This window comes from Alkalibacterium psychrotolerans (assembly GCF_054784355.1).
The window spans coordinates 16,735-29,752 of sequence record NZ_BAAGPH010000015.1 but is presented as its reverse complement, the minus strand read 5'-3'; the positions used below and the strand labels follow the sequence as shown (position 1 = coordinate 29,752).

Genomic DNA, 13,018 nt, shown 5'->3' with positions numbered 1-13,018 from the left:
AGTCACTGGTGAAAACTGATTTGCCCGGCAACTCATTCGCTAAAATTTGGCCAGATACTGGTGTAAAGGTCTTTGCCCAGGAACTCAGTTCAAACTAGCTCTCCAGTCACTGGCTAAACGCTTTTGCCCGGTAACTCGGTAGCCTATACACGTTCAGTTACAGGCGAACCTTTGCTTGCCCTGTGACCCACTTGGAAATCTCCTTTGAGTCACGAGGCAACGCTACATTATCGCTTCATCCCAGATCTAAAAGCGGTAAAAAAGGAGGGGAGCGTGTCCCCTCCTTTCCTTTTATAATGTTTAGTTATTTTTTACTGTTGTCGTTTCTTTTTCGGATAAAGAAGTGGTCAGTGAATCTTCAAGAGTTACTTCTTCTCCGTAAAGGGTAAAGGTCAGTGCTTCGCCTTCCTGAAGAGAGAATTCCACTTCATTTGCAGTTACATGAACAGCAATCAGACGGCCGCGGTATTTCAGCTTGAACTGATACCCGGTCCATTGAGTCGGACAGTATGGATCAAATGACAAGCCACCGGTCAAGGTACGCATACCGGCAAAGCCGTGAACGATTGACAGCCAGCCTCCGCTCATTGACGTAATGTGCAGGCCGTCTTCTGTATCGTTATTGTAGTTGTCCAGATCTAGTCGAGCCGTACGCTCATACATCTCAAAGGCCTTGTCTTTCTTGCCCAGTTCAGAAGCAAGAATAGAGTGAACCAATGGTGACAATGAGGATTCGTGTACAGTCATTGGCTCATAGAAATCAAAATTCTTCTCTTTTTCTTCCATTGAATACTCATGACCCAGGAAATAAAGTCCCTGCAGAACATCTGCTTGCTTGATAAACGGTGAACGCAATATTTTGTCCCATGACCAGTTCTGGTTGATTGGGCGTTCTTCCGGTTTCAGTGAATCAACCGGACGCAGATCCTTGTCCAGGAAAGTATCGTGCTGAACGAACACGCCTAACTCTTCATCTTCAGGGTAATACATGTTCTCCACAATATCGGCCCACTTGCTGCTTTCTTCCGCGCTGATATTCAGATTATGCTTCTTATCCTCTGTTGCTTTTTCAAGTGTCTCCAGCGTATAGCGCAATGTCCAGGCAGCCATCGTGTTCGTGTACCAGTTGTTATTGACGTTGTTTTCATATTCGTTTGGACCGGTCACGCCATGAATCATGTATTTCTCATTGCGTTTAGAATAATGCACGCGGTCTGCCCAGAAACGGGAAATACCGACTAGAACATCCAGCCCTTGTTCGACTGCATAAGAGTCGTCTCCAAAATAAGTTTCGTAATTATAAATAGCATGCGCAATGGCACCGTTACGGTGAATTTCTTCAAAAGTAATTTCCCATTCGTTATGGCATTCGATACCCGTGAAGGTAACCATTGGATACAGTGCGCCCTCAAGTCCCTGTTTCTGTGCATTTGTATAGGCCTGTTCCAACTGGTTGTGACGGTAGACTAGAAGCTGCTTGGACACATCTTCTTCCGTAATAGACAAGTACATCGGCAGGATGCATGATTCAGTATCCCAGTAAGTTGCGCCCCCGTATTTCTCACCGGTAAAGCCTTTTGGACCGACGTTCAGACGCGGATCTTCTCCATAATAGGTTGCGAAAAGATGGAAAATATTGAAACGGACGCCTTGCTGGCTGGCTTCATCGCCTTCGATAATCACATCGGCATTGTTCCAGCGTGTAGCCCACTCGTTGACATGCGCGTCTTTCAAGCTTGCAAAGCCTCTCTCAGCAGCAGTATCTAAGATAGCCTGCGCAGCTGCAACTTGCTTGTCTTCTGAAATGTCACGGCTGGTTACAACTGCAATCAGCTTAGTCAGTGAAACAGACTCCCCTTCAGACAGGTTTTTACTGAAGGTTTCAGCTACTTTCATATCCGCCTCTTCTGATGTCCCTTTGTCCAGAGAGTCGGTCTGATTCACCATCATGGTTGTAACAGTGAATCGGTCTGTGCCGAAATTATTTTCAATGGTCTTCGTTGTTAAAAATGGATACGGTGAAAGTCCGCGGTTTCGTTCAATCCAGAACATTTCATCGTAGTTGCTGTCTTCATTTTCAACATCCCCATCTAAATGAGGAACCATTTCAATTCTAGCTTCTCCGCTAAGCAGTTCAGCAGAAACATTGACGACTGCCAGTTCTTTTGTCGCGACACTGACGAAGCGTGAGAAGGCGAAGCGAATTTCAATGCCGTCTTTCATCCAGATAAATGAACGGTTCAACAGCCCTTCTTTCATATCCAGTTCCAAGTGATAATCTCTGACCTCGTCGGTGTTCAAGTCAACTTGATGCCCATCGACTAAAATTGTGACGGGGATAAAGTTGGTCGCATTAATAACTTTACCAAAATAATCCGGGTAGCCGTTTTTCCACCAGCCTACTCGCGTTTTATCTGGATACCAGACTCCAGCCAGGTACGTTCCGATATGAGTATCACCGGAAAACCCTTCTTCGAAGTTCCCGCGTAATCCCATATAGCCGTTTCCAAGTGATGTCAGACTTTCCTGCACGCGTTTTTTATCTTTTACATCTGTGGAAATGACTTTCCACGGGTCAACTTTTGCAATTCTTTCCATGCTTACACGTCCTATCTCAATTTTATCCGTTATATCTTACTTTTTTATAGCTTCCAGCAGTACCTTGCGTTTTTTTGCACGGTTTCGCTTGTTCAGCAGGCGTTGTTTTCTCTCTTCTTCATTGTCTTCATGATAGTAAATTGAGAATCCATTCTGCGTCAGCATTGTTTCTCCGTTACCGCCAATATCGTTCAAGTGGAAGACTTTCTCTGCTCCATTTGGAATCATCGGCAGGAAGGCTTCTTCCTCATCCTGATTAAAGAAGAACAGCAGCTCTTTGTTGCCTAACTTTCGCTTGAAGCCAAGGAACTGTTCATCGTCTCGTACATCATGCCATTCCGTTTCACCGGAAACCAGGATGTCTGAATAGGTTTTACGGAAACTGATGAGCTGTTTAGAAAACTCCAGCATGTCCTTATCCTGCTTGTCTTCATCCCAAATCATGCATTTTCGGCAATCCGGATCCATGCCGCCGTCCATGCCCAGTTCAGTACCGTAGTACATACATGGGGCACCTGGCTGAGCATACAAGAAGGCCATAGCCGATTTAACCAGGTTCTTGTCGTGTCCGGCTTTTGTCAGGACCCGTGGCGTATCGTGTGAATCCAGCAGGTTGAACATCACTTCGGTTGTCTGCTGACGGTAAAGCATCAGCTGGCTGTTTAAGCCTGACACCAATCGTGAAGGTGACAGGAATTTTTTGAAGAAGTAGTTTTCAATTGTATCGGTAAAGGCATAGTTCATGACTGCATGAAATTCGTCGCCATTCAGCCAGTTCTGAGAAGAATGCCAGATTTCTCCGAGTATATATAAATCTTCCTTAACAGCTGTGGTTTCCTTGAAGAATCGTTTCCAGAAGAAGTGATCCACTTCGTTGGCCACATCCAGACGCCAGGCATCAATATCGAATTCCTTTACCCAGTAAGTCGCAATATCGAGCAGGTACTCCTGGACTTCAGGATTTGCTGTATTTAGTTTCGGCATATGACCCGTAAAGGCGAATGTATCATAATTAACGCGTCCAACGTTCTCCAGCTCTTCCGTGCTCAATTGACCGACATCTTCAACAGGGAAAGAATGAATGTAGAACCAGTCTCTGTATTTGGAATTTTCCTGGTTCTTCAAAACATCCTGCCATTCAGGAGCGTGAATTCCCACGTGGTTGAATACAGCATCTATCATGACGCGGATGCCTCTTCGGTGTGCTTCTTCTACGACTTCTTTAAACAAAGCCTTGTCTCCGAAGTCCGGATCAATTTCCTTGTAGTCTATTGTGTCGTATTTATGATTGGAGCTTGCTTTAAAAATAGGTGTAAAGTAAATGCCGTTGATTCCCAAATCTTCTAGATAATCCATATTGTCTAGGACACCTTGAAGGTCTCCCCCGTAAAAGTCATCACGCGATGGGTTTTCCTTGCTACCCCATGGCAGAGTTCCTTTGGGATCATTTGACGGGTCGCCATTGGCAAAGCGTTCAGGGAAAATCTGATACCAGACTGTTTCGCTTGCCCACTTGGGTGCACGGAACGCATCGATTTCATGGATATAAGGGACACGGAAATAAAAGTTCATCTGACTCAAGAACGCATCTTCAAAGGGGAATACGCCCTGGTCTGAATAAAAGATTTCAATTCCGTCTTTTCCGATGACTCGGAAGCCGTAGGCCATACGTTTAGTCGGCTCATGCGTGTCAATCATCCAGTAGTCGTGCATGTTAGTGGATGCGACTTTTTTCATTTCTTTGCCTTTCATATACCATTTTTCATTATCAAGTGAATACGGATCTCCACTCAGCAGTTCAACGCTTTGTACATCTTTTGTTTTTGTTCGAATACGAATGTGATAGTGCCCGCGTTCATATAAATAAGCATATTCACTTTCGGCTCGGTGATAAATTGCAGCTGTGTCCATAATAAAACTCCTTCTGGTTTTAAAATTACTCAGTTCATTTAAAAAAACAGCGCTTTTCATGAAGCGGTTCCAATTTGATTCTAGCACGCACCTGAAATTATACAAGAAATTTTAAAGTGTTATCGGTAACAGAAAAAATGTCAGCGCATATACTCAAACTGTCCCTTTCCATGAAAAACAAAAACCTGAAGAAGGGTGTCTCTCAACTCATGTTTGATAGACCTCTTCCTCAGGTTGAAACTATTCTATTAAATATCGATTGTTATCTTAAATTTTAATGAAAATCAATCTTCAAAGCAAGTCAGTATTATTAATGACGTTTACTAATTATTCCCACGGATTCACGCTATTCCATGTTCTCACTATCATATAAGTCCACTTTAAATAGGTAAACGCTAGGGTAAGCTTCAATTTGTTCAAGATTGCCGTCTATATCCTGATAAAAATCATCTGACAGTGTACTCATGCCTTTTTCTCCATCTGCATGAATAATGCTCGCTAGAACCGTGCCGCCTTCCGATACCGTCAAGTCATTGCCGTCAGCCGCGGTGTTTTGCCACAGTGTTGCAGCTAATTCATCTTCTTCCGTAGTCATGCTCACCAAAGACGTTACGGTAGACCAGTTGCCGTCACTTTCTACACCGAGAATAAATGACCGTTCATCTGATTCTATGTCCGGTCGATTAATTGCAAAAAAGAGCGAACCGTTCGCGTCGATTTCTTCCAAACTTATTGAACTGACCGGATACTCTTGCCGTTCTCCGTAAACGAACTCCTCAACGTAAAGAACTAAGTCTTCTGGTCCGTCTTCGATGACAAAGTCAAATATAAAAATGTGTTCAGTTAAACTGGATAAGAGAAAATCCTCTCTTTCAGTTAATTCCCCCTCACTGATGGTTATGCTGCTGTCTGGCGACGAAACGGCTTCATCCGAGCAGGCACTAAACAGCACTAATAAAATAAAAAGGCCCAGCAGAGTTGCTATAATCGACACTAATTTTTTCATCTAGTTCACTCTTCTCTGTTTTTAGATAATTTATTATACCTTATTAATCTGACCTAAACACGTTTTTATGTATAAAAAACTGGAACAGAAAACAGCCTGTCCCAGTCGTCACTAATCTATTTAGTTTTCTTTTTAATGACGGTTCAATTAGTCATTGCCCTCTCGTGTGGTTCCACCGATTTTGAGCTCGGTCTCGAACAGTTCGTTTCCTTGAGACTTGCCATTCTCGTTAACCTTTTTCAGAACCATGCGTGCACAGGCGGCACCCATTTCCGCAATCGACTGCTTTAATGTCGTCAGATGCGGATAAGCAATCTGATCCAGAAATACCCCGTCATGTCCGATGACACCATAGTCTTCTGGAATGGAATAGCCCTGCTCTTTAATTTCACGGATAACGCCCAGGCCTAAACGGTCCGAGGCACAGAGAAACAATGTGTTTTTTGGAAACTCCGCAAAATTTTCTTTTACAAAAGCGGCAGAATAACGCGAGCGGTTTTCTAAACGATACACGCATTTTTCCATTCCGTGCTTATCCATCACAGCGGCGTAGCCTTTTTCTCTTGAGTGAGCAAACGGTTCATCCACATCAATGCCGATATACACAATTTTTTCGTAACCTTTTTCAATAGCATAGGTTGTTGCCCGTTCCATGCTGCTCTCATTATTGCTGTCAACGTAATCAAAGCCAAAGTCATTTTGACCAAACAGAACAGTCGGTTTATTCAACTCTTCAATCAATGGGGCATCTTTGCTGCGCATACCGCAGACAATATAGCCGTCGGATTCCCCTATCTGAATATTTCTGTGCGTCAGCAGTTGCAGGCTGTAGGCGTATTTATCCAGTTCATTGGCAATCCCCGTCAGCAGAAACATATAGTAAGGTTCTGTTGTATCCATTTCTTCCAGTATCAAGAGTTTGATTATTTGCGTCCGATTATTGGCTAATGCCTTTGCAGCGGCATTTGGCCGATAGTTCAAATCCTGCATGGCTTCATAGACCAGTTGCTTCAACTCGTCTGTCACTTGTTCTGGGTGATTGATCACGCGAGAGACAGTCATTTTTGAGACATTTGCTCTTTTCGCAACGTCACTTAATGTAACCAAATGATTTCCCCTTTCTACCTCCCAAAATTATTGCTGTATTACCTTATGTCATTATACCAATAATCAGCACACAATTTTAGACATAAATTGTGAACAATTCAATCTGACAGTGCACGTCAGACTGTCTTTTCCACGATTCGTGTTTCATAAGGAGCCAGTTCCAGGGCACCACCAAGTTGCTCATCTGTGAGACAGTCGGTTACTTCTTCCAGCAGGAGAACCGGCTGGTGTTCTTCGGTAAAGTTCATAATGAAAATAGTCTGTTTCCCTTCAGCTTCCCTTGCCTGAATGGAGACTCCGCGTTCGTGCTTAGCTTCCAGTGCCGGTTTCAAGTCGTGCTGTTCAATCAGTTTACTATAAAATGCACGATGGAAGTCATCTTCCAGACGCGCCCCGATGTAGTAAGCCTGGCCATTTTCGTACGTGTTTTTCGTTACGGCAGGCGTACCTTTATAGAAATCACTTTCGTAGCTGCCCAGCGAGTCCGCTTTTAGAGCGTTAAGTACCGTTGCGTAATCTCTGACTTCATAGGATTTCCCTTGATACGTCACCTTGTTTCTGTCACTTGGATAAAAGGTGTCCGTTTCCATCGGTTCAACCCCGAAGACCTCTCTCAACTGTTTCAGCCAGCCACCCATATGAGTCAAGTCAGAGTCATCCACCAGTCCGGTGATATAGGTTGTGACCACTGTTCCGCCCTTTTTAACAAAATCTCTGATTTTTTCTGCCGTTTCTTCAGTCAGCATGTAGAGCATCGGTATGAGAAGTATTGTGTACTGGTCAATGTCAGCGTCTTTTGCAATCACATCTACGGGTATATTATTTTCCCAGAACATCTGATAGTGTTTCTGGAGGGTTTCGCCGTACTGCTTTGTCTTCAAGCCAAAGCCCTGCGCATCATTCAGCGCCCAGTCGCTTTCCACATCGTATAAGAGTCCGACCTCAGCCTTGCGCTGATAGCCGACAACGCGGTCAGATAACTCTTCCATTGCCCGTCCTAGCTGAGCCACTTCCTTAAAGACGCGGTTTTCTTTAGACTGGTCATGATCGACAACAGCCCCGTGGAATTTTTCAGATGAGCCGCGGGATTTACGCCACTGGAAGTACAGGACACTATCAGAACCGTGTGCCAGCATCTGCATGGATGACAAGAGATGCATGCCTGGACGCTTGGCTTTATTGACGTCATGCCAGTTCACCAGACTCGGCGTGGATTCCATTAATAAAAACGGCTGATTTTTCATAGAGTAAAAATGGTCATTTAAAAAGGCGACTCGCGAAGCCAGGGTTGCGGTATCTTCCTGGTCATTGTGCCAAGGCGCATAAGCATCCCAGCTGATGACATCGACTTCTTTGGCAAATTCACTGTAATCAAGTGCTGTAAACGGCACAAATTCAGGATTGTCGGACATGAAGTTTGTCGTAATCGGCACATCCGGTGTCTGCTCTCTCAGAGGCTTGATTTCATTTTTATAAAAATCGATGGTCTGATGCGTAACAAATCGTCGCCAGTCGAGGTTCATCCCGTGAACAGCATTTTCCCCAATAGGTGACGGCGATTCAATCTGCTCCCAATCTGTGATGGTATGGCTCCAGAATGCTCCCCACCAGGAATGGTTCAGTTCTTTTAAGTCATGATTGTATTTTTCTTTCAGCCAGTCGCGGAAATGCTTCTGACAGCTGTCACAGTGGCATTCTCCGCCAAACTCATTTGAAATGTGCCACATCAAAAGAGCCGGATGGTGTCCATACCGCTCGGCCAGCTTCGTATTCATCTCCTGCGTTTTCTGACGGTAGTACTCAGAGGAAAAGCAGTGATTATGGCGTGCACCGTGCAGTTGCTTGCGTCTATAGGCATCCACTCTCAATACTTCCGGGTGATGCTTGGACATCCAGGCCGGACGGGCACCACTTGGGGTTGCCAGAATAAAACGCCCGCCGATGGAATGAATCCGCTCGACAACACGATCTAGCCAGTCAAAGTCATATTTCCCTTCTTCCGGCTCCAAAGCCGCCCAGGCGAAAATACCAATCGAGAAGGTGTTCGTATGAGCTGCTTTCATCAGTTCCACGTCTTCTTTTAGAATCTCCGGGTAATCCAGCCACTGATCCGGATTATAATCACCGCCATGAAGCAGTCGGCTTTCGTCTGTCACTTTTATTTTTTTCATAAGTATCTTCCTTTCATCTAAAAATCGATACGTTCACTCACATAGGCTTAGTAATCGGAATAAAACTTCTTCAATTCAGCTGTCAGCTCCTCAATACGGGTCATCAAGTAAGCCGGGCGTCTATTTTCACGCATCTCGTCTTTCAGGCAGGCAAGAAAATCAAGGTGGTGCTTATTCAGAAGTGCCAGTCTGTCTTCAGTTAAGTGCTCACCTTTTTCAAGAGACTGCAAATAGAGCGGAATCTCCATTCGCCAGGTTTTCGAATTCGACGGAAACTGCAGAAGCAGCTCTTCGGCACGAACAATACTTTCCGGTGTAAAGTCCCCGATAAAGCGCAGCTCGACTCCTTCTTCTTCTAGTCGGTCAAAGACCTCCCAGGTTGCACAAGACCATTTTTCTTTCGGACATATCATTGGCATGTTCGGTACTTCATCCATGAGTCGGGTAAAAACTTCAGGATTATCTACAACCCAGACGATATTTTTTGCATGAGCTGGATAGACCGCCTGCAGTTTAATCACTTCTCTTAATGGAACAGTTAGAACACTATGGGTATGAACTGCTGCTTCCCACATTGGATGATAACCAGACTGCGTTTCTGCAAACAAGTTAGCGACGGTCACGCTATCTGATATGTCTTCACGAAACAGGTTAAAGGATTCAAGCAATTCATCTGTCGCTTTTTTAGTTTCGGGCAAGGTTATAGGCTCTATGGCATGCAGACGTTTGGTTTCGCCCAGAACATGCAGCCACAATTTACCTAAATCACTCGATGGATGGAAAGCGTCCGCATCAAGCGTAATAATCTGACTAAAGACAGATAAACGGATAGGCCGTGCCGGCAAGAGACGAATGCCTTCCGACAAATACAGAACATACTGCTCAAACTGGTTGGTAGATTCTTCGATCAACTGTTGAATCCAGTCAGTGTCTGATGTGTTTCGTTTAATATACGCAAGCCAGTCTTTTAAGAGCGAATAATTGTCCTCTAGCTGGTTCAGATAAAATTTGCGTTCCTCCTTTGTGGATAAGGAAAGGAGTTTTTCATCAAAATAAGCTTCCAGAAGCTGTGTTAAGTCCAGCCCGTTGAAAGGTGGTGTATCCAGTTTGCGGTTAAAGGCTTCTAAATCCACACGACCTTTGGAAGCAAGAGAGTCTGGGGTCACCTGGAAAAAATGCGCAATGGCCTCCATTTCCTCAGGTTTGAACAAATCAAGCTTGGCTGTCCCTTTTACTTTGCGATGTTTGAGTAATTCTGTTCTAAATAGTTTAAATAATCTATCCATTCCTGGCTGCGTTCTGAAAAACTCGACAGCTTTTTCAATAGTAGTCATTGTTTAACACACCCCTTCACACTACTGATATCCCTTACATTCTATCACTTATTCTGTTAATTCTATAATATTTTAACGAAATGTGACAAGACTCTAATATAAATTAATTTTATAAGACTTTTAACCACGGGGTCGAAAGCTTCTTGTGATAAGATACCTTTAATGAGGCCAAAAACCTTAAGATTTTACGAGAATATATCAATTTATTATGAATAGAACGTCCGACTATGTAAAAACCACAAAGGAGACATTTATCGGTGACTAAGAATCAAACACGATTAATTAAGTATACTGCCATCGCAATACTGCTTATAGGGACACTGCTTCCTTCCACAGCTGCATTGGCACACGACCTGCATCATTCAGATGACTACATTGATATTATCGTTCGCTACGAAGGTGACGCTCCTTCAGAAGATGAGCTCGATCCTGCTTTTAAAAACGTGACCACTATACAGAATCTCCAGACCATGTCTGTTCCGGCTTCTTCCATTAAGGAAATCAGCCAGCAGGATAATGTTGACCGAATCACCTATGACCAGGAAATGCAGACCACTCAGACAGCCAGCAGTCCCGCCCTGACATCAGATGACTGGAATCAGGATATGGTTGGGACCTTTGATGCCTGGGATCAAGACGTCACCGGACAAAATGTTCGCGTAGCGGTACTGGACACAGGCTTTTACGATGGTCATAACGATATTAGTTTTGCCGGGGGTTATAGCATTTTTGGAGAAAACCACTCTAAAGGAGCAGACCACTGGACGAACGATCACGATGGACATGGCACACACGTCGCCAGTATCATTGGAGCCGACCAGCACACACCCGCTCAAGGGATTGCGCCAAACGTCGACTTATTTGGAGTGAAAATCTACCATTCAGAAGGCGGTAACCGGACCAACGCCGGCAGTCTGATAGCCGGTATTCAGTGGGCGATGGACAATAATATGGATGTCATCACTATCAGTTCAGGTTTTAAATATCCAAGCGACGATATTCATCAGAAAATTAAGGAAGCTCATAATCAAGGCATACTGATTGTTGCAGCCAGTGGTAATATACGAAATTCAAGTTATTCTATTGAATATCCGGCAGCCTATCCTGAAGTTATCGCCGTATCAAATATTACAAGAGACGGTTACCGTGCCGATGATTCAAAAATTGCCGACGAAAATGAATTTGCTGCTCCCGGCACAAATATACTTGGTCTGGGAATCAGCTCTCCGGACAGTTTTTCAACCATGTCCGGTACGTCACAGGCAACACCTCACGTTGCAGGTATCGCTGCTCTCTTGATGCAAAAGTATCCCAATGAATCAGCTGCTCAAATACGGGCTCGCATGCAGGCTAAAGCCCGAGATATGGGTGAAGAAGGCCGTGATGATGTCTACGGCTACGGTCTTGTTCATTTCCTTGAACAGGTAATTGAAGAAGAACCTGAAGAAGATGATACTCAAGAAGAAACTGGCGACGATGAAGAGACTGATTTAGAAGAGGCGGATTCAGACACAGAAGAGGATACTGAAGAGGACGAAGTAAATCCTCAAGAAGAATCAGAAGCTGATGATGAGGAAAGCGAAGCCGACACGGAAGATACGGATACAGAGAATGCTTCAGAAACTGACGAAGACAACGCCAGCGAAACCCCTTCAGATGATGATGACGAATCAGAGACTGAAGACAGTGACATGGAAGACGACACGGAATCAGATGACGTTGAATCTGAAGATGATACCCTTGAAGACACCGATGAGGATGAAGAGGACCATAATAACCAGCAGAGTACGGTATGGATTCGTCCCTCCGACACGAACGGTACAGCGACAATCGACGAGCAGGATATTTCTGCTGTAGCTGATAATGGTGTACTGGCTGTATCTTTTGACTCTTCACTGAGTCATCTTGAACGGGTCAGTCTGACAGCCGACCAGGTGTATTCCATCCGCGAGCGTAACATCACACTACTGATTGCCCGTATCGATATGGAATGGGTCATCCCGGCAGAAAACCTCCAGGAAGGCAATGCCCTGCTGTCCTTTGAAACCGTTGAAGTCGAAATGGATTACGCTGATCAGGCACTAAGCCGAGTCATACAGTTCTCAGTCGAGCAGAATGAACAAGTTTATACAACTTTCGCTCAAAATATGGAGTACCGCTTCTTTACAGATAACGCAGAAGTGAACCAGGACGCCTTGTATCAGTGGATCGAAGCTCAATCAGGCTGGACACTAGCCGGTGAACGCTATACCAATGGTGGTGTAGTCGCAAACAGTACTTCGACTGGAACCTTTGCTGTCTTTAACCCTAGCGAACTGAAAACAGCCATGACCAGCGGTTCTGAAGAAAGTGAAGAGGACGACTCTTCTGAAGAAGAAAGTAATGACCAGTCCACTGAAGACTCTGATGATACCGAAGCAAGCCGATCAGCTTTCGGATCAACAGATGGCGACCTGCCTTTCGCATTTGCAGGGGCAGTCGTCATTATAAGTTCAGTCGCAGGCGGCTTTTACTTCTTCGGCGGTAAATCCAAACCATAATGAGTTAATAAAATGAAAAGCAATTAAAGTGTGCGGCTTGTCTCCTTTTTGGGGTAAGTCGCACCTTTTTTCTATTATAAAGATGCGCTGACAGCACCCTCTGTTATGAACTCAACAAATTGGGTGTCAGTTATGAGTTTAAAACTGGGACGGACGCCGAACTGCACTTAGTGTGAAGTTTGATGCTAAAATAATTAGTCAAACTCTACTCTACCCGGAAAAATCACGCTTAAAGTGTAGTTCGGTTTTCTGAACTACACGATATCGCCTATTCAGTTGAGTTCACCCGCATTCAGTCTATTTTTACTACACAGCCTTTATTATGATAAAAGCAGCCAGGCTGCTTTTTCC

General features: G+C 44.4%; 7 protein-coding genes. 1 reads left to right on the top strand and 6 read right to left on the bottom strand.

Features of this window, described 5'->3' with window-relative positions:
* Window positions 1-300: 300 nt before the first annotated feature.
* The 6 genes from ACYVLS_RS02430 to ACYVLS_RS02405 all read right to left on the bottom strand — a co-directional run bounded on the left by ACYVLS_RS02430 (window position 301) and on the right by ACYVLS_RS02405 (window position 10,127).
* Complete coding sequence (locus ACYVLS_RS02430) at window positions 301-2,598, bottom strand: glycoside hydrolase family 65 protein (RefSeq protein ID WP_460320808.1); 2,298 nt, start codon at window positions 2,596-2,598, stop codon at window positions 301-303.
* A 36-nt stretch (window positions 2,599-2,634) separates the two neighbouring features.
* Window positions 2,635-4,509 (bottom strand): glycoside hydrolase family 13 protein, encoded by a 1,875-nt coding sequence (locus tag ACYVLS_RS02425; RefSeq protein ID WP_460320805.1) that lies wholly within the window; start codon window positions 4,507-4,509, stop codon window positions 2,635-2,637.
* Window positions 4,510-4,855: 346 nt separating this feature from the next.
* Window positions 4,856-5,515: a hypothetical protein gene (locus ACYVLS_RS02420; RefSeq protein WP_460320803.1), complete on the bottom strand. Its 660-nt coding sequence runs from the start codon at window positions 5,513-5,515 to the stop codon at window positions 4,856-4,858.
* A gap of 147 nt (window positions 5,516-5,662) precedes the next feature.
* Window positions 5,663-6,622, bottom strand: coding sequence for a LacI family DNA-binding transcriptional regulator (locus ACYVLS_RS02415; RefSeq protein WP_460320801.1), 960 nt, complete (start codon window positions 6,620-6,622; stop codon window positions 5,663-5,665).
* 116 nt (window positions 6,623-6,738) lie between these two features.
* Window positions 6,739-8,793, bottom strand: coding sequence for a beta-galactosidase (locus ACYVLS_RS02410; RefSeq protein WP_460320799.1), 2,055 nt, complete (start codon window positions 8,791-8,793; stop codon window positions 6,739-6,741).
* Between the two features lie 47 nt (window positions 8,794-8,840).
* Window positions 8,841-10,127, bottom strand: coding sequence for a TIGR02679 domain-containing protein (locus ACYVLS_RS02405; protein ID WP_460320796.1), 1,287 nt, complete (start codon window positions 10,125-10,127; stop codon window positions 8,841-8,843).
* A 257-nt stretch (window positions 10,128-10,384) separates the two neighbouring features.
* On the opposite strand from ACYVLS_RS02405, the gene ACYVLS_RS02400 reads away from it, so the two are divergent.
* Window positions 10,385-12,667 carry a S8 family peptidase gene (locus ACYVLS_RS02400; RefSeq protein WP_460320794.1) on the top strand — a complete coding sequence of 761 codons (2,283 nt, stop codon included), beginning with the start codon at window positions 10,385-10,387 and terminating at the stop codon, window positions 12,665-12,667.
* Window positions 12,668-13,018 lie beyond the last annotated feature (351 nt).

What these genes read in the sequence shown, in the direction of transcription:
- ACYVLS_RS02430 (WP_460320808.1), bottom strand. Translation starts at nt 2,598, where the DNA reads ATGGAAAGAATTGCAAAAGTTGACCCGTGGAAAGTCATTTCCACAGAT.
- ACYVLS_RS02425 (WP_460320805.1), bottom strand. Translation starts at nt 4,509, where the DNA reads ATGGACACAGCTGCAATTTATCACCGAGCCGAAAGTGAATATGCTTAT.
- ACYVLS_RS02420 (WP_460320803.1), bottom strand. Translation starts at nt 5,515, where the DNA reads ATGAAAAAATTAGTGTCGATTATAGCAACTCTGCTGGGCCTTTTTATT.
- ACYVLS_RS02410 (WP_460320799.1), bottom strand. Translation starts at nt 8,793, where the DNA reads ATGAAAAAAATAAAAGTGACAGACGAAAGCCGACTGCTTCATGGCGGT.
- ACYVLS_RS02405 (WP_460320796.1), bottom strand. Translation starts at nt 10,127, where the DNA reads ATGACTACTATTGAAAAAGCTGTCGAGTTTTTCAGAACGCAGCCAGGA.